Origin of the sequence: Metabacillus sp. YM-086 (assembly GCF_048059995.1) — a bacterium.
Lineage (GTDB): Bacteria > Bacillota > Bacilli > Bacillales > Bacillaceae > Metabacillus > Metabacillus litoralis_B.
Genome location: NZ_JBLUOI010000091.1, coordinates 1 through 16,823, shown reverse-complemented (window position 1 = coordinate 16,823; position 16,823 = coordinate 1). Strand labels below are relative to the sequence as shown.

Annotated in this window: 23 protein-coding genes; 6 read left to right on the top strand and 17 right to left on the bottom strand. The window is 30.5% G+C overall.

Annotation, left to right across the window (positions count from 1 at the left end):
- Positions 1-141: 141 nt before the first annotated feature.
- On the bottom strand, positions 142-510 hold the full coding sequence (locus ACEWK1_RS24180) for a tetratricopeptide repeat protein (RefSeq protein ID WP_212137964.1): 369 nt from the start codon (positions 508-510) through the stop codon (positions 142-144).
- A gap of 183 nt (positions 511-693) precedes the next feature.
- Between ACEWK1_RS24180 and ACEWK1_RS24175 the strand changes: the two genes are divergently transcribed.
- Positions 694-849, top strand: coding sequence for a hypothetical protein (locus ACEWK1_RS24175; protein ID WP_212137963.1), 156 nt, complete (start codon positions 694-696; stop codon positions 847-849).
- Between the two features lie 152 nt (positions 850-1,001).
- On the opposite strand, the gene ACEWK1_RS24170 is transcribed toward ACEWK1_RS24175, so the two are convergent.
- Positions 1,002-1,394, bottom strand: coding sequence for a hypothetical protein (locus tag ACEWK1_RS24170; protein ID WP_212137962.1), 393 nt, complete (start codon positions 1,392-1,394; stop codon positions 1,002-1,004).
- Positions 1,395-1,837: 443 nt separating this feature from the next.
- Between ACEWK1_RS24170 and ACEWK1_RS24165 the strand changes: the two genes are divergently transcribed.
- Both ACEWK1_RS24165 and ACEWK1_RS24160 read left to right on the top strand, forming a co-directional pair.
- Complete coding sequence (locus ACEWK1_RS24165) at positions 1,838-3,220, top strand: DUF3238 domain-containing protein (protein WP_212137961.1); 1,383 nt, start codon at positions 1,838-1,840, stop codon at positions 3,218-3,220.
- A gap of 82 nt (positions 3,221-3,302) precedes the next feature.
- Entirely contained in the window at positions 3,303-3,491 is a 189-nt protein-coding gene (locus ACEWK1_RS24160) for a hypothetical protein (protein ID WP_212137960.1), read from the top strand.
- Positions 3,492-3,756: 265 nt separating this feature from the next.
- Here the strand turns inward: ACEWK1_RS24160 and ACEWK1_RS24155 are convergent, their stop codons facing one another.
- The 4 genes from ACEWK1_RS24155 to ACEWK1_RS24140 form a co-directional block, all read right to left on the bottom strand.
- Positions 3,757-4,398, bottom strand: coding sequence for a DUF3885 domain-containing protein (locus tag ACEWK1_RS24155; protein ID WP_231309837.1), 642 nt, complete (start codon positions 4,396-4,398; stop codon positions 3,757-3,759).
- Between the two features lie 255 nt (positions 4,399-4,653).
- The gene (locus tag ACEWK1_RS24150) at positions 4,654-6,336 is read right to left on the bottom strand and encodes a helix-turn-helix domain-containing protein (RefSeq protein WP_231309835.1); all 1,683 of its coding nucleotides are present in this window, start codon (positions 6,334-6,336) and stop codon (positions 4,654-4,656) included.
- Positions 6,337-6,354: 18 nt separating this feature from the next.
- On the bottom strand, positions 6,355-6,738 hold the full coding sequence (locus tag ACEWK1_RS24145) for a PadR family transcriptional regulator (RefSeq protein WP_212137958.1): 384 nt from the start codon (positions 6,736-6,738) through the stop codon (positions 6,355-6,357).
- A 319-nt stretch (positions 6,739-7,057) separates the two neighbouring features.
- Positions 7,058-7,312, bottom strand: a complete 255-nt coding sequence (locus ACEWK1_RS24140; protein WP_212137957.1) for a hypothetical protein — start codon at positions 7,310-7,312, stop codon at positions 7,058-7,060.
- Positions 7,313-7,481: 169 nt separating this feature from the next.
- Here ACEWK1_RS24140 and ACEWK1_RS24135 point away from each other — a divergent pair, with 169 nt between their 5' ends.
- On the top strand, positions 7,482-8,081 hold the full coding sequence (locus ACEWK1_RS24135; RefSeq protein WP_212137956.1) for a hypothetical protein: 600 nt from the start codon (positions 7,482-7,484) through the stop codon (positions 8,079-8,081).
- A gap of 56 nt (positions 8,082-8,137) precedes the next feature.
- Here ACEWK1_RS24135 and ACEWK1_RS24130 read toward each other — a convergent pair whose 3' ends face one another.
- The 5 genes from ACEWK1_RS24130 to ACEWK1_RS24110 form a co-directional block, all read right to left on the bottom strand.
- The gene (locus ACEWK1_RS24130) at positions 8,138-8,284 is read right to left on the bottom strand and encodes a hypothetical protein (RefSeq protein WP_212137955.1); all 147 of its coding nucleotides are present in this window, start codon (positions 8,282-8,284) and stop codon (positions 8,138-8,140) included.
- Positions 8,285-8,398: 114 nt separating this feature from the next.
- A complete protein-coding gene (locus ACEWK1_RS24125; RefSeq protein ID WP_212137953.1) occupies positions 8,399-8,965 on the bottom strand; it encodes a thermonuclease family protein in 567 nt (188 codons plus the stop codon).
- 19 nt (positions 8,966-8,984) lie between these two features.
- Positions 8,985-9,614, bottom strand: coding sequence for an HD-GYP domain-containing protein (locus ACEWK1_RS24120; protein ID WP_212137951.1), 630 nt, complete (start codon positions 9,612-9,614; stop codon positions 8,985-8,987).
- Positions 9,615-9,800: 186 nt separating this feature from the next.
- The gene (locus ACEWK1_RS24115; protein WP_212137949.1) at positions 9,801-10,280 is read right to left on the bottom strand and encodes a hypothetical protein; all 480 of its coding nucleotides are present in this window, start codon (positions 10,278-10,280) and stop codon (positions 9,801-9,803) included.
- A gap of 56 nt (positions 10,281-10,336) precedes the next feature.
- Positions 10,337-10,531, bottom strand: a complete 195-nt coding sequence (locus ACEWK1_RS24110; protein WP_212137947.1) for a hypothetical protein — start codon at positions 10,529-10,531, stop codon at positions 10,337-10,339.
- 375 nt (positions 10,532-10,906) lie between these two features.
- Here ACEWK1_RS24110 and ACEWK1_RS24105 point away from each other — a divergent pair, with 375 nt between their 5' ends.
- Positions 10,907-11,143 carry a helix-turn-helix domain-containing protein gene (locus tag ACEWK1_RS24105; RefSeq protein ID WP_212137945.1) on the top strand — a complete coding sequence of 79 codons (237 nt, stop codon included), beginning with the start codon at positions 10,907-10,909 and terminating at the stop codon, positions 11,141-11,143.
- On the opposite strand, the gene ACEWK1_RS24100 is transcribed toward ACEWK1_RS24105, so the two are convergent.
- From ACEWK1_RS24100 to ACEWK1_RS24085, 4 genes are all read right to left on the bottom strand, one after another.
- Positions 11,129-11,746 carry a TraX family protein gene (locus tag ACEWK1_RS24100; RefSeq protein ID WP_212137943.1) on the bottom strand — a complete coding sequence of 206 codons (618 nt, stop codon included), beginning with the start codon at positions 11,744-11,746 and terminating at the stop codon, positions 11,129-11,131. The two genes, ACEWK1_RS24105 and ACEWK1_RS24100, sit on opposite strands and share 15 nt — an antisense overlap.
- A gap of 294 nt (positions 11,747-12,040) precedes the next feature.
- Positions 12,041-12,991 carry a hypothetical protein gene (locus ACEWK1_RS24095; protein ID WP_212137939.1) on the bottom strand — a complete coding sequence of 317 codons (951 nt, stop codon included), beginning with the start codon at positions 12,989-12,991 and terminating at the stop codon, positions 12,041-12,043.
- Positions 12,992-13,018: 27 nt separating this feature from the next.
- Positions 13,019-13,321: a type II toxin-antitoxin system RelE family toxin gene (locus tag ACEWK1_RS24090; RefSeq protein WP_212137937.1), complete on the bottom strand. Its 303-nt coding sequence runs from the start codon at positions 13,319-13,321 to the stop codon at positions 13,019-13,021.
- 88 nt (positions 13,322-13,409) lie between these two features.
- Positions 13,410-13,709, bottom strand: a complete 300-nt coding sequence (locus ACEWK1_RS24085) for a hypothetical protein (RefSeq protein ID WP_212137935.1) — start codon at positions 13,707-13,709, stop codon at positions 13,410-13,412.
- 299 nt (positions 13,710-14,008) lie between these two features.
- Here ACEWK1_RS24085 and ACEWK1_RS24080 point away from each other — a divergent pair, with 299 nt between their 5' ends.
- Positions 14,009-15,091 carry a tyrosine-type recombinase/integrase gene (locus ACEWK1_RS24080; protein ID WP_098799148.1) on the top strand — a complete coding sequence of 361 codons (1,083 nt, stop codon included), beginning with the start codon at positions 14,009-14,011 and terminating at the stop codon, positions 15,089-15,091.
- A gap of 389 nt (positions 15,092-15,480) precedes the next feature.
- Here the strand turns inward: ACEWK1_RS24080 and ACEWK1_RS24075 are convergent, their stop codons facing one another.
- Positions 15,481-15,882 carry a DUF5412 family protein gene (locus ACEWK1_RS24075; RefSeq protein WP_098797023.1) on the bottom strand — a complete coding sequence of 134 codons (402 nt, stop codon included), beginning with the start codon at positions 15,880-15,882 and terminating at the stop codon, positions 15,481-15,483.
- A gap of 41 nt (positions 15,883-15,923) precedes the next feature.
- Positions 15,924-16,823 (bottom strand): polymorphic toxin type 44 domain-containing protein (locus tag ACEWK1_RS24070; RefSeq protein ID WP_416636733.1); only part of this gene is annotated, 900 nt, incomplete at its 5' end.

The window sequence follows — 16,823 nt, the reverse complement described above, 5'->3', positions numbered from 1 at the left end:
ATCAAATCAGCTACACCTTCTTTCATTGAGGAATTTTCAGCTTATTATGAATCAGCACCCTTAAATTTTCAAATTTGTTATATAGCTCATTTAAATCAACAATCTTCTTTTTCTATCTCAGGTAACCTGGATTCTCTATAGTTAGGTAATTTCATATCTTATCTGTTCGAGTAATTTTCTAGCTGGATTATAAGTTTTATTTCGTCTTAGGATCTTTTCAAGAATATCAATTGCTAATTCTGATTTCCCTTCCAATATAAGGGATTCAGCGTATTGAATAGCTACCTTGTCTTGTTTAGGATTTTGAGTGTATGCCGTTTTAATATATGGCTTTGCCTCCAACTCTTTTCCTAATTTCAATAAACATTCATATATTCTTGCATATGTTCTTGAGTGTTCAGACAACTGATTGGATTTAATAAAACAATTTAGAGCATTTTGAAATTCATTTTTCTCGAATTCTAATAGACCTTTTTGATAGAGAAGATATGACTGTTCATGATTATCCAACATATTCAATCCTTTCATTGCTAAATCAACAAATTTCTTTTGCATAATAAATAAAAAAAGTAGCTATCCATTTACAAGAACAGCGCTTTTATTGTTGAAGATTACTTCTTCAATATTTACGCGAACAGTTCATTATTAATTTTCTATTCATGTTAAGATTGTATTGGATGGAGGTTATATTTAATGCTAATGATTGTTCTACTAATATTAATTCTTTTAATAATGGCATTGTTTATTTTCGTATTAATAAGGCTAAATCGGGCTAGAGATGATCAAGGATACATAATTGAATTAAATCATCAAATTCTTGAGTTATTGAAGGAAAAACAAGGAAAGTAACTTCATCTTTTCTTGTTTTTTTGTCGCTTGTTAGGTCAATACCACAACAAAAACGCCTCCTAATTATTAAACAAAGGCGCTTTGTTTGTTGAAGATCGCTATTTCACTTACTAAGTGTATTATCTAAAATATAAATATCTAGTTTCTTTGGTTTATTTATCAATTTTTAAAGTTAAACTTTCTATTTTCTCATCCCCTTCAACAGTTAAAATAAACTCGTCATCTTCTTGAACAAAAGCACACCCACTACAGTTGCCAACTTCTACTTCCAAAACTCCTCCATTTGTTAATACACCCGTACCACTAGAAGAACCTGTATCGGTTTCAATATGATACTTTATTTTACTTCCATCGATGTTTTCAAGATCTTCCCCTTGATGTTGAAGTATTAAACTCTGTATTTCCTTATCAGTTGTTTGCATTACATCTATCTTAGCTATCCAATTGTCACCTTCTGCAGTATATATTACATTTTTTTGTGATTGACAAGCAGTAGTTAATAGTAATAAAACTAATAATAATGTTGTTGAAAATTTCTTAAGCACTATTACCATCCTCTCAATGCTATAATACACAATCATTTTACCATAAATTTCAATTTCAACTTCCTTTCCTGTAAATGTATTCAAAAATACTAAAGGTAATTCTACAACTACTTTTTTATGAATTTTACTTCATCATTGTTCTATAAACTGACCCTAAAAATAAAAAAGCTTCTATCCTTATTCAATAACAGCGCTTTTAATTGTTGAAGATCACGATTTAAAGATTCAATAGTTACTTGTCACTTTAAAAATTATGTATGATTTCCAACATATAAAAAATGAGATAAATAAACCGTACTTTTGAATGCAAAAGGCAAGACTAACGTAGTTCAAATGTAACGAAAAGTATGTAAAAAGATGCATTTTTTGTAATTTTATAGAAAAAAAGTAAATTTTTTGTAATAATTGGGTAGTATTTGTTATTCCCAAAAAGGAGGATGTTTATGTCAATTAATAATTTCATTTCCACTAGAAAGATACTAAACTCTAAGTACTTAGTGTTACCACTTGCTTTAGCTGGAGCTCTTTATGGCAATAATATCGTAATGGCAGCAGAAGATCCAGTCGAAATTAATTACTCAAAAGATTCTTTAACTCTTGAATTCAATCAAGAAGCAGATCACTATGAAGTGTATAAAAATGGAGGATTGATTTATTCAGGGAAAGATGAAAAATTTGTAGATAAAGATATTGATTCAGGACAAAACTATAAAGTTGGCATTTTTAAGAAAAACAAATTAGATGATATAATAGAAGTTAAAACAAATAAAGAAGAAAAAGATAATCAATCAACTAGGGTATTAAATCAAGAAGATGACATTGATCTTTTAGAACAGCAAATAAATGAAGGATACCTTGAAACCCTTTCAACAACAAATTTTGTTAAATTGAAATGGAGTAATATTATTGATGATGATGGATTTTACGAAATTTATAGAGATGAAAAGAAAATAGGAGAAACTAATGGTCTAACATTTATTGACAAGAATGTTAAAGAAGGACAAAGATACAGATATGAAGTTCTTGCTCAAGTTGAAGTAGACGAAACAAAGAAAAATCAAATAGATCTAGAATTAAAGGAAAATAAACTAGATTTAACTGAAGAACAAAAAAGGGAATTGTATCAAAGTCGTGGTGTAATGACAAAAATTGTTGATATACCGATAAAAAATTCTGATGAATTAAAAGGAACAACTAATTTTTTCGGCGAAAAAGTAACTAAAGATTCAAATAATGATGTATCTACTTTAGCTTTACCAAAAAGTGAAGAATATGCATTTATATATAGAACTTTCATACCTCAAAAATCAGTTATGGATCCATATTCTGCTTATTGGCTAGCTGGTGATAATCGTAGTGGATTTGATCCTTATTCGAATAAATTTAGAACAGAAAGTAACGTCAATGTTGGCTTTTGGATGCCATATATGACACATTTTCCCGAAACAGGTCAATCTCATAAATGCTATACATCAGCATGTGTTGCACCTTATGCATGGACTAAACAGGCTAGTACTGATGGAATAAAATTAACAAAAGATCTTGTTACAACAACAAAAATGCAATGGAGAGTTAATCATGATGTTGGAATTCCGTTTAGTTCAATGTATCCAAATATAAACTATTACTACAATGCTACATTAACTAAATCATCATTATCAATAACAGGCTCTCATGATAAAGCACCTGCTCATGAATTTTACATGTTCCCTGCATCAGGTTCAACAAGTTATGTAACTATCGAACGTTGGTGGGTCGATTCAAGTTGGGATTTTGGTATGTTGATGCCTGGTGCTCCTCAAGACTATTTTAATTTTTCTATGTAATTTTTTAGAAACCCTTTATTCATAAAGGGTTTCTAAATATAATACCAAGTTCCTTATAGGATATAAAAAGGAGATTTAAAGTATGAAAGATTTAATCGGAAGCTTACTATTAATTGGCGGTTGGATTATTACATTGTGGGCTCTTTATTTTTGTTTAGCTAGCTTAGTACTTTTCGCTCCATATACTCTTATACGATCAATATTTATATTAGCAATTGGAATTGGCTGTTTGAAATTTTCTAAAAAATTAAATTTGAAAAAAAATATATAAAAATAAAGATAAAGAACCGACAATAAGCATATTTTCTTACTCCCTCAAAGAGTGAATCTATCTCTTTACTATAACGAGATTGTGAGTCGTTGGTTCAGTTTTAATCGACTATGCATGATGGAGGATTCTCCTTTCTACTCTTACTTCCACTATCCCATCTATATTTGGTAAAGAAAAATCGATCCTTCTTATTAAAGAATCGCGCTTTTGATTGCTGAAGATTGATTTTAGACTAAAGCACCCGTTAGTTCAACAAGGACATTTTTTATTTAAATACTTTATCTATTTCGTCTTTGTCGTAATCCAATATCCAATCATTGTATGCATTATAAATGTCTCGTATTGATTCAGATGAGGTAGCAAGCACATCACATCCTCTATCATCGTACACATGAAAAATGGTTTTCCTTTTGATATTTAAAAAATATATCCTATGAAAAATACTTGGTTTGATTTCTAAATCCTGATTGCATACTGCTTTTAACAATGGAGTGTATTTCATATCAGATACTTTACATTCAAGGGTAAACCTATGTGTTCTATATTTTCCGTCTTCATCATCTTCTGGGAAAATATAAGGAATTTCTGTATGCTTTATTTTATATAAGACTGATTTTTCATAGATATAAGGAGCAAAAATCCTCCCTTTCTGCTTATAGCTTTTTCCATCTCCAAAATCATTCACATCAACTACTACAAAAACTTCCTCGTCTTGTGAATGCAATGATTCAAACAACGTAACAGCCCTCTTATAAACCCCCTGCACATAAGGATTATTTCCGTAATGATATTCTCTATCCCGCTCTTCCCCTAACTCGAATCGTATGCCGATTTCCCAGTTATAAAACAAGGGTGGTTTAAGATTTAAGTTAGGAAAATTTTCATTCATATAGTCATTTAAAAACATATCTACACCTCAATTTGTTACTGTAATTTTACCATTTCTTATTCAACTAACCTGCTCCTTTAGTTTAAGTGTAACTCTTCACAATACCAATTTCATTCTAATTGATCTTCTTCAATCTGGCCTGTTTGCGGAATAAAAAATCCACTTTTATTTAGGATAGATTTTTTGAACAATATGTGAGTATATATGTTTTCGGAAAATAATTACAACACCCTCATAATAAAGCCCACTTCAAATCAAGAAAGAAGACTTGGATTAATCCAAGTCTTCTATTCCTAACCAGTTTTTTATTTTCTCTATATTTTCATTTGTAGGCTTTTTTATTTGTCCTCTCTCAAATCGGGAGAGGGTACTATGAGAAACGCCTATTTGACTAGCTGCTGCTGAAATAGAAAGATTCCTCTTTTTTCTCTCCTTTGTAAAGAGACTTGCAAGAGCATTCGTATCATCATTAGTACTATTCTCGTATTCACTTACTATTTTCTTTTCTTTTTCTATTAAGCTTTGTAACATACTGATTGTATTAATTGTCTGCCTTTCTTCAATATTTTCTTTTTTGTACTGACTTAATAAATCCGTAGTAGGAATAATACGCACCTGAGAATTAAGCCAACCTTCCAACCAGAATTTTTTTGATGAAATTCCATCAAAATCTCCAATATACTCCCAATTGTCAATAATCTTATCTTCTAATAAAGTGTCCAATACATTCTCAACAGTTTCTTTTGTTCGTTGGGGATACCTTTCATTAATCTCTAACCCCATTACTTTAAGAATTCCTTTGTCCCCACTTAAATTATAAGGACGAAAGTAATCTGCTTTTTTTTGCCTTATTCTCCATTGCCATGCTAGATAACGTGCTAGTCGTTTATGGTATTTTTGTCTTATTGGATTATACTGTAATGCTTTCAAAGCTAGGAATCCACTCTCTTTTCTTGCGCCGAAAAGGAAATGACTCATTATTTCTCCAGGTCTAATACTACATTCATATATTCCAACAGGTTCGTCTCCTCTATAAGCAACTGTAATACTATCAACTAGGAATAAAGGGTTAAATTGAACTTGCTCAAGCCTATCTATATTCTTTGTCTCTTCATCTACTAGTCTTAATTCATCTTTTTCAATACGTATCCATATTGAAGATAAGGCTGCTAATCTTTTCATTACATCATCGCGATCTTTTTTTCTGTAACCAGTCTGGTATTCCCCTTCTCCACCACTACGACCTTGTATATTTCTTAGATTTAAAGCATCATCACAATGAAAGTGAATCATCTCATCTTTATATTGGGCTTTCTTCATCCACATAATTGAAATAATATCAAAAATATCTGCGGTTAAATCATCCATAACCGAAATAGCATGATCGGTTAAATTTTGCCATTGTTCAATCTCAGATGATGTTAGTCTTAATCCTTTATTTGCCTCATTTCTAACTTGGGCTATAGCTTTCATTTTTTTTCTTTCATCTGATATCTGAGCGGTCGGATATACCTGGATATCTTTAAATTCATTTTTACTAATTGTTTCTCGTAATTTATGAAAAATAAGTGCACTTCCTGATTCAGCAAATTCTGTATTTACTAAACTAGTGACAAGTTCTTGGTTTTCACTCTTAATATCTCTTGCATTCTTTCTACTTCTATTATAAGACCATTCATTTTCTATAAATGGCTCTACAAAAGATACTATCCTATCTCTATAATTATGAATCCACGATTTTAAATTACTAATGGGTAGGTTGTACTCGTTTGTAATTTCCTCTAATATTAGTAGGTAGGCTCTAAATGAGGCTGTATCAACGATTCCATCTTCATAAGGATTATCAGAAAGTATTTTCCACTTGTTTTCCCAATCCTCTACTATAGAAACATGTGATTTGAATAGCTCTTTTGCCACATCAATCATATTTTTTTGAACCATCAGTATCTCATTCATATTATGACCAATCCTTTTTTAATTAAAAACTGTTTTTAAGATACGTTCGATAATTTCCTTTTGCTCTTGGAACAAAATAAGGTATTTCTTTTTAAGAATATCAAACTCTTCTTTCCCTTGTTCAGTTAATGTATAGTAATATACACGTTGTCGCCTCTTTTCGAGAGATTTATAGGAGTCTCTACGGGTTAATAAACCATCATTTGTCATATCATGTAGGGTGTCAAGAAGGGTAGACGGAGCTGGTACCCATTGGCCACCAATCTTCTTGAATTCCTCTTTAAAATGTTCTGATATCATACCGCTTGGTTTTGTCTGGAGAAGGTGAAGGATATAAAATTTAGTGAATTGAGCAGCGCTCATATTAAGTGCAAATTTTTTAGGGCTATTCTTATGAGACAATTGTACACCCTCCATTTTATATATTTATACATATATTATCATATTTACTACTTACTAGTAACTCCGAATAGATATAAAAAGACGGTGTTTAAGGGATTTTAGCAAAAGTAAATAAAATTGTTAAACAAAAAAACGAACAAACAAGCATAATCTCCCTTTTACTTTGCCAAGGTTATGCTTGCTTGTTCTTTAATGGCAATGGCGCTTCAATTATAGTAGATCAAATTCCCGATTGCGAAACAAAAAAGCCAACAAATTAATGCTGACTTAACTCTGCTTCTTAAACTAAAGCTCTCTTTTAAGTACATTCACAAAATATCTACATCATTACAGCGGAAATATAAACGTAAAGGAAGTATACAACTGGAATGAGAGTAACAATTATTCCTATTACTCTAGTTTTTAGTTTGAGTTGTAAAAGTAAACCGATTACCCAAATAAACACCCAAATGAGGATTGTGAAGTCATTGGTAGAACCCTCTCCAATCCCACTAAAGATATATCCGGTAACACTAGATATCGTAACAAATAGTCCAGTAATTACATTTACGACAATTAACTTTGGTTTGTTCAATATTCCCCTCCTTAAAACAAGGTTTATTCTTTCCTATTAAACTTCCCTTTAGTTATATAACACACCTTCTCAATGTGTTGTTGCATTAAAATTCCCTGTTATGTAAAAAGGTTTTTTAAAAAATAAATAGAATTAATTACATCAAGGACTTACTAGGAGGTAATTAACCGTGCATAACGAACAAGATAAATGGTTAATGTTTGATGAGGTAGTAGAGGGCTACTCCCCTTATCGAATTGCAAATCTTGGTTCAAGGTATATAAACCCAAGAAACATTATTGGATTTTCACTCTCAGAAAAAGAGATATTAAATTCAGGTAAACTAATGTACTTAAGTGAAAATGTTAAAGTACAAGGATGGAAACCTATACACCTCCAAGACTTTGAATTAATTCTTCTACCAAATGGCAAATTTACAGTTGGTAACGGAGGTAACCATCGTGCATACTTATCAAAACAACTAACACTCGAATCAATCCCTGCTCATATTGAAGTTTTAATTCCACAAAACTTGATGTCGGAATCAACCATTAAGAAAATTAAAGAGCTTGAAGAAGAGCAAAGCATTTATGATAAAAAAGCCTATGAACTTAATATGTTATTAATCTCCAAAGGGTCAAGTAGAGTTAATTATCTAGCAGAGGAAGAAGAATTAAATTCCCTCTATAGTAGATCTGACTTAAAAAATATCACAATAAATCAACTACTTTTAATTGAAGCAAGTAATTTAGGATATTTGTCTAAAGAATTATTAGAAGGAACCATATAAAATTCCTTCTAATAATTCTTGTGCTTATAATAAAAATACACCTTACTCCGTAGGTGCTAAATTTGCTCAAACTGTTTAATTTCAGCCCCTTGTTCTGTTGTTATATAGCCTTTTGAAACAAGAGTATCAATTGCTGCATCATTATATACATAAGTCCCAGCAGAACGTTTAGTTTCATACATTCTTTTAATAAATGAATACATTACAATGTCCCTCCCAATTATAGAGATGTTACTGTATTCTCTAACTCTCGGATTCTGTCAAGGTCGAAAAAAAGCCCCGAAAAGGGCTATAAATTGATAAATTCAGGTTAAATATTAATATCCGTTATAAGCTTCTATATCAAATCCATTATTGCTGTCCACATACTTTTCTTTGGACCAAATATTTATTTGTTTATTAGCAGCAAGCTGTTCAGCCTCTCTGTACTTATCAATATACTTATAATCGTTATAAAGATAAGCAACTCTTACTAATCCTTCTTTAAGGAGAAGCTCCTGTACATTTAGACCATTAAATTTAACATGTATTAATTTTCTATCATATTTATCTGTAATATCGATGTCATATTCAATTTCTATATCCTTATCTTCTATTAGGTTTCTTAAGAAAAGAGTAGCTTCTTTACCATAAGGTTGCCTAGTTTTCGTGTACTCAGGTGCGTTTATACATAATAGGCGCCCGACATGTAGTGTGCCATCATCAGTACGAAATTCAATAGTATCACCGTCAATGACTCGTTCAACATGAACATTTTCAGGAAGAGATATAGGAGTAATCGAGGTTTCGAGACTTTCTATTGTTGAGGACAAGCTTGTATTGTTACTACATCCATATAGAAACATAAAAACAATAAGAAATAAACTATATTTTACTGCTTTCATACATTTATTCCTCTCGTTTTTATGCAAATTGCTTAATTTTGCTATCAGACTGAACTACCATTGATAAAACGGAGAGTGCACCTGGATCGAAAACTTGTTGGGATTCCATTAATTTAAGTGATTCCAGTGTAGAGTATGGATCATCATGATTATATTTTCTCTTGGCTGTTAAGGCACTGTAGACATCAGTAACATTTGCTATCCTCCCAATTAGTGATAATTTTTCATTTTTAATACCTAGTGGGTATCCGCTGCCGTCAATTCTTTCGTGATGTTGTGAACAGAACTCTATAATATTTGAATCGAATTCCATTTCACTTAGTAAAAAGACACCTTGTAACACGTGGTTTTTTAGTTGTTTTCGCTCAACTTTTGAAAGTTTTTTATCTGTTTTAAGTACTTCATCGCTCATTTCAATTTTTCCTATATCATGCAACAAACCAGCTAGGAAGAGTTGTTCCTTATTTAAGTTTAATATCTGCCCCATTTTATATGAATAGTATGCTACAAGTAAGCTATGGTCCCCTGTTCTTGGATCTCTCATATTTAAACACTGGAATAAAACATAACCCATTTCCCATTCTCTTTCTTTGCTATTTTTCTGCATTAATTTTACAAATAAGTCCTTTGCTTCTTCTAAAATTATCATAGTAAATTTCCTCCCTTTTATAAAAAAGAAAACACGCAAACGACTCTATATTCCAAGAGCTATTTGCGTGTTCCGCCTTTTAGTATATTTAATTAGTTTATATGATAACAGAATTAAGACCATATGCAATGCCATATGTGAACATTTAATTATTTTTGGAATTTTATAAAGTGTCTAATCATTACATCAATACTTTTCTTTTTTTGTACTAATGTAGTCAAGAATAGCAGCATTATCACATTTATTCCATGCAGGAGAATTAAATCGTTGTCTTTTTTCATCCCAACTCATTTCTACCTCTAAAGCACCTAATTCAGGATAATAATCAACTTGAATCCATTTTATCTTATTAGATAATTGCTTAGAAATATCTTGGTAGTTAAAAAACATTGGCTTAATGTAAGTATTTCTTATATCAGTAGCAATATGCTCTACAAAGTTTGTTACAGAATAACTACCTTCTGCTTCTATTAGAAAAACTGTCACTAAACTTTGATCGTTTAATTCATTATTTGTTATATGTATTTCTACATTAGAATAGTCCATCGCAATTTCATTGGTCTTCTCGTCTGCCACTTTGCTAGTATTAAGGTATGGGAATTTAAACTTAAGAATTCCTGATTTATGATGATATACAATCTCTTCCTTGCTATTAGTTTTAAACATCTACTTTTATCCTCCAATGCTATTTTTTATTTACTCCAGGAAAGAACGCTAAGAAATTATCTTCCTTCTATTGTTCTAATCGCTTTTTTCATTTCATTTAATAATCTCTTTTCCTTGTCTTTATCTCCAAAGACATTGTAAAAGCCAAACTTAACATCATCTTCACTAACTGCTGACCATGAAAAGGTAATGACAGGAATGGAAAATATATATTCTGAAGGTTCAATTTCACCATCTTTTATAACGTACATTATTGCTTCAGTATCATTATTAAAAAAACTATGCCTATATCAATTGCAATAGTTTTCATATATTTACTCCCTTCAACTAAATGTGAGGACAATAGATACCAATTATTTTAAATAATTGGTTTTGTTACCTATATCAATATTTTACTCTTTTTATAAGCCATAAGTAATGAAAATGAATAGATAAAAAGTCGGCTTTGCAAAAATGGGGCATTTTCCTGCTTAAAAGGGATTCACTCCCAAGACACTTCTTCCAAGCTCTTAAATGGAATTATTTAACAAAAACCAAAAGGTGACTAATATAGTTAGTCGACAATACTAACTACACAACGTAATATTATCATGACAAGAAATAGTAGATGGATGGTGCTTACAATAATGGTTCAAATACGATCCAATTTAGCTAATTTAGTAAAAGAATACAACGAGAAAAATGCAGCTTCTTTGTCAATACGTCAACTGGCCGTCGATATAGAAGAACAATATGAGGTAGTCAGACGACTTTATAATGATGATATGGAGCGCTATCCAAGGAGATTACTTGAAAAATTATGTTTATATTTTAACTGTCGCATAGATTCTATACTCATCATTGAAAGCTCAGAAAAACCATAAGAATAAACCAAGTATTAATAAGTGAAGAGGGTAGAATAAATAAAAGAAGTACTTAGGTAAAGATAATTGATGCCTTGGCTTCCAATATAGTAATAATGAGAACGGTATAGCAAACAATTGAATCCAAGTACTATAAAATAAGCAAAAGAAGATGGTTACCAACGCAAAAAGTAAAAGTTGGGTTATTTTTTTTTGTCTAAAAAGATAAAATAAAACTGGTACCCACACCCCATATAGACCGTATTCTAAAGGTAAAATTATTGGAACTACTAGTAGCCATAATAATCCATAAAGCTTTTTCTTTTCTTTCAGAAAGGCAATGCCTATAACAGACACCGAAAACGTAAACAGGATATTAAATTGCATATTATTTATAACAAGATAGTGTGGAACCGTTGAAATCAATGCAAATACAAACAGCCTAATTGCATATTTCTTGATACTCTTTGTGTAGTAAGATCCCACAGCAATCCCAAAGGCGAATAAAGGAAAAGCAATTCTACCTACTACTCTTAAAATCTCAATTTGAGGGAAAAAGATTAGACCAATATGGTCTGTTAACATTGATAAAACAGCAATTAATTTTAATGTATCGTTTCTCATAAATTGTAACTTCCTAGTTGCTGAATTTTAAAAACTCACTTATTTTTCTGTTGAGCGCTATTGTTTAAATTAATAATACCGGACGCTATTATTAAAAGGTAGTTTTTACTATTTAGCTTTTGCCTTTCTAATGTAAATAGATCATTACTTATTTCTATCAGCTGATCTTCTGATAAATTTTTAATGATAAAGTCTAAAATGTCATCAGGATTACAACTAGATTTTACATCATCAATTTTTTTCAGATGATGTGTTATCCTCGCAGCGGCTTTGTATCGTTTCAACATATTTTTGCTACTCTTCATCCAAATCACCTAAATACTCTTCTATTATATTAAGAAATAAGTCGTTTACACTTTGTTGGTTTTTATGAGCTAATGTGGCTACCTTTTTGTGTGTATCATAAGGTATATCTAATAGTACTTGATCAAAATCTGAAGAAAGGAAAATAAAATCTGCTGTTTTCTCTATTCTTCCTTTTAAGATGAATTTTTGTAGTAAATCAAACTGATCATCACAAAGATGAATTTTCGACTGTCTAGTTCTTATGTAATAATCCCCTAAGGGAGTCTCAAAAAATTGAATGTTTTTGGGTCCTATCTGTTTTATTAATGTATAGAAAAGATTGTAAGCAGGATGTTCTACGTACTTAGGGATAGGAATTTGAAATTCTACGAATCCCTTTTTTGTAACATATGGCTTATCTATCCATCTTTCAATATTAATATCAATACTATTTATATAAACTGTTTCACCTTTTTCATTAAGAACAGATAAAGGATCTGTATTGACAATAACATACTTTTGATCGTCCAGTGTTATATGTTTAAACAATCTAACCCCGTTGCTATAATTGCTAAGTCTTTTTCCGTACTGATTATTTCTTTTTGAATGTTTTTTCTGTTTTAATTCAACGAGAATACTTTCACAATCTTCTTTGGTAAATCTACGCTCTAAACGATGTCCGACACTCACCATGCTGCTTTGAATTTTATTAACCAATGCAAGTTGATTCAAGTATTGCGGAGTTATTCCGACTATTCTAGATGCCTCTTTTAATGACAAATCGTTCCTGTTGTATATTTCCTTTAATCTCTCAACTTCTGTCGAGCTAAAGCGATAACCCCCATCTCTTCTGTGGGTATCAGGGTTAATTGGTTGAGCAATCCTATTGGAAATCATATATTGTATTTGTCTTTTAGTTTTATTTAATATACTGGCTAGTTCATTAACTGTAATGTACATAATTATATTTCTCCTTAAATGCTCCTATTACGCTACTCCAGAAAACCAATCTTTAATAGCATAGTTATTATAAGAATGTGAGTCTCTATTTTGAATTTTCCCGATTTGGATCAATTTTCTGCTATCGTCTATTAGATAAAATAATCTAGCTCTTTTACACTTAACTCTCTTTATGCTTTTATCAATGTTTAGTGGAGAATATTGTAGAGAAAAAGGTCGGGGATCTGATTCAAGAACCTTTATAGCTTTTTTAATAATTTCTTGATCCTTATAACTGAGTTTAGTTAACTCCTTTTGTACTCTTTTTGAAATAAATTCAATTGTATACATCCTTCTATACACCCTTCCTTAATTCGTACATAGAAACGGAAATATCTCCTGCTATGTATCGTCCCATATTTTTAATTGTTTTAACATTTCATTGTTTTATATTCAGATCATTTTTTAAAAGCTTCTGTAAAATCTTGTTACTCATATTGGTGAGCTGTTTTTCCTTTGAGGAATCAATAAATAAAATTGGACCAATTGAGATGCAATCATATTTACTAACATCAATAGTTTCGTTATTACGTATAAGCCTTTCCCAAGTTACAAGGATCATCTCGTCTCTAGAACAATCTTGAAAAGTTACATCATAAATTTTATGATCAGAATTTGTTTTTTGTTGATTATTATGTTTTGATTGTTCTCCAACCGAATAAAATACATTTTCTACCAAATCAAACCTTATACTTATCTCCACCTACATATTTTACCATCTACTAAAATATGTAATATGGTGTTGACTAACTTAATTAGTCAACACCATATTAACAAGAAAATTAAGGTAATACAAGTATTAATATTATAAAAAATATTTACTGTTTATTATTTGTATATAAAACTATGAAAATCATGGATTTTTCTAGGTTTTGAGATTTTAGTAGTGTAAAATTAGAAATAGAGAAGTTTAAGATTTGTAGGAGCTTGGACAAGGTTCTATTTACAACTTTATCCAAGAGAGGCAGGAGGGAAATTATGGAGATTATATTAAAGGGTAATAAATATGATTTAAATTTATCTTCTCCAGAATTTTGGAATAATAATCAATTTTTTAAGATTTTCATAGACAATGGTTTTTCAAGTGTATCCTGGGATCATGTTCCGGACGAAATGTTACTTTACCTTTTCCTGCATGATGAACCTACAATTGGCAAAAAAAGATCAGATAATACAAAGAGGGAATATTTTCGGGATGTTAAAGAATTTATTGAGTTTGCAAGTCAATTTGGGGGGATCAGGTATATTGATGAAGAAGATGTTCAAAAATACCAATATATAATAGAAGAAAAAAATCTTGCCCCTTCAACTTTAAGAAGAAAAACAACTGTTATTAAGCAATTTTTAACATACCTTTTTAAACGAGGTGCCATTAAAAAAGATGTAACGATTATGTTAAAAAGGGTAAGTGTCGATAAAGAACAGCTTGTTAATCGTGACTTTTATGATCATGAAGTGCAGCAGCTCTTAGAATACTTTAAAAAAGAAAACTATTTTGCTTACACATTGTTATATGTATTGGTTTCAACTGGATTACGTATAGATGAACTGGCAACAGCTAATTGGTCTTCCCTTTTTTATTATCCTAAAAGTGATAGTTATTTCTTAAGTGTGACAGGTAAGAGGAACAAGGAGAGAAATGCTAAGATTTTTAATGATGTTCTGGAGGTTGTTAGTGAGTTTCGAAAAAGAAGAGGAATTTACAGTGAGTTATCCGAGGTAGATGAAACTGCCTTTTTTCCTAAAGCAAGTGGCGGGCATTACAATTCTAGTTATCTAAGTACTGAATTCTCTAAATTAATACTCACGACCAGCCATATATTTCCATTTATCAAGCGAAGAAAGATGCTCCATGAAAAAGGAAGTAAAAGGTTTAATATTACTCCTCATACCTGCAGGCATTACACAGCTGCTTATTTTGCTGATAAAGGTATTGACCTCAAAAGCATACAAGATATGCTGGGTCACGAGTCTCTTTTAACTACCGAGAGGTATTTAAGAAGACGCCGAAATTTAGAGGATCATGCAGGAGTAAAAGTAGGGGGAAATTTTATCAATTAATAAATACTAGCACAAACACTTATTTACTAATTATATAATGCTTTTTCAAGAGAAAGTGTAATAGTAATAATCTAAAATTCCTGACCAATATAGATCGTGAAAAAAGTTAATATTATAGAACCAACAAGAATTTTAATAGAAATTGATGTGCAGGACACTTTAGAACAGATATTTCGATTAAGTAAAATAATTGTTGAGGTAAAGATATAAATATAGTTTGATTTCAATGGTATTGCTACTTCAAACAGTTCATTTTATTGATAATGTTCCTTTTATAATTAAATTGGCGTTAAGTTTATTGAGGCTTACACTCTCATTACGTAGGGTTAACATAATCTTGTTTACAATAAAGGAATGTATCAAAAAATTGATACATTCCTTTATAACTCTTATTTATTATCCTTTTTCCAATTATAATAAGTATTCTGATCTTTAATATCTATTGTTTTCCCATTTATTATTATTATATTATTACTTTCCCACACTATTGATATCTTATCGTTTGATGGATATAACCAATAGATGGTTTTATCATTAAATTCTTTTCGATTATCATCTAGGGAAGTAATAGATACCCTTTCTTGATATCCTTCTGTTGCTCCTCCTTCATTAATTATAAAAAAATCAGCCTGATATTTTTTATTTGGAGAAAAATATGTTTCCTGAATTTCACCAGTTCCATTGAGTTCATCAAGTTCAACACGAATAAATGAATCTAAGATAAGGAATAGGATGCCGAACAAAAGTATAATTGATAAAATTATTCCTAACAATATTTTGCTAAATTTCATTTTTTACTCCTTAATAATTATTAGTTTCACATATCATATACTTATGCAATTAATACTCTAAAACGTATTCCCTTATTATAGTCTGTGTAACCACTAGTAATAGCTGCTTGATCTGATGGATCATCGAAATAAGAAGAAATAAATTTCCAATTTGATGTACCTGATTTAATTTGATACATTCCGGCAGCGCTTTTTAAAGTTGTATCACTAAAACCAATAGCTTTTCCCATATAACCATAATGATGATTACCGATGTATTCTCCCGTTTTATTGATACCTTTAAATTTATAGGTGTTTTTTGTTCCTAATTTTCGTTTTAAATCCCAAGCTCCATTTGATTTAACTAAATTGTAAAACATTCCTAGTCTGTATGAATTAGCAAACATTAGTCCACGAGATTTCACAAAACTATTGTATGAATTTTTGATAGAATTAGCACTACTTAAATTTGTTTGGTATATCTTAGCAACAGTATAGGTAGTCTTAGTATCATAAGTAACAGCGGCTTGAATCATGCTGGAATCTACTGAGTTTTCAATTTCTTCTAATTCTACTTCTTTTATTTCACTTTCTTTTGCTTCAAGTATTGCCTGTTCCACATCAGCTTCAAATACATTAACTTGATCTGTAATTATTTCTACCAGTTCTATTTTTTCTTGTTCTGTTAAAACTTTTTCACTAGGAAATTCCTCTTCTAGCTCTGTAGATATATCATTTATTATTTTCAATAAATCTTCACTTTCTAATAAATCAATACTAAAAGTTGGAGATTGAATAACTTCAGAAGTAACCCCATTAAGCTTTATAACTTTAGCTTCTATATATACATCAAGATAAAAATCTGATGGCAAATCACTTGTTAAAATATGTCCATATACATACCCTGCACTATTAGTATAGAACGTTTTTTGGAATAAGACTGTTCCATTTTCATTTTTTAA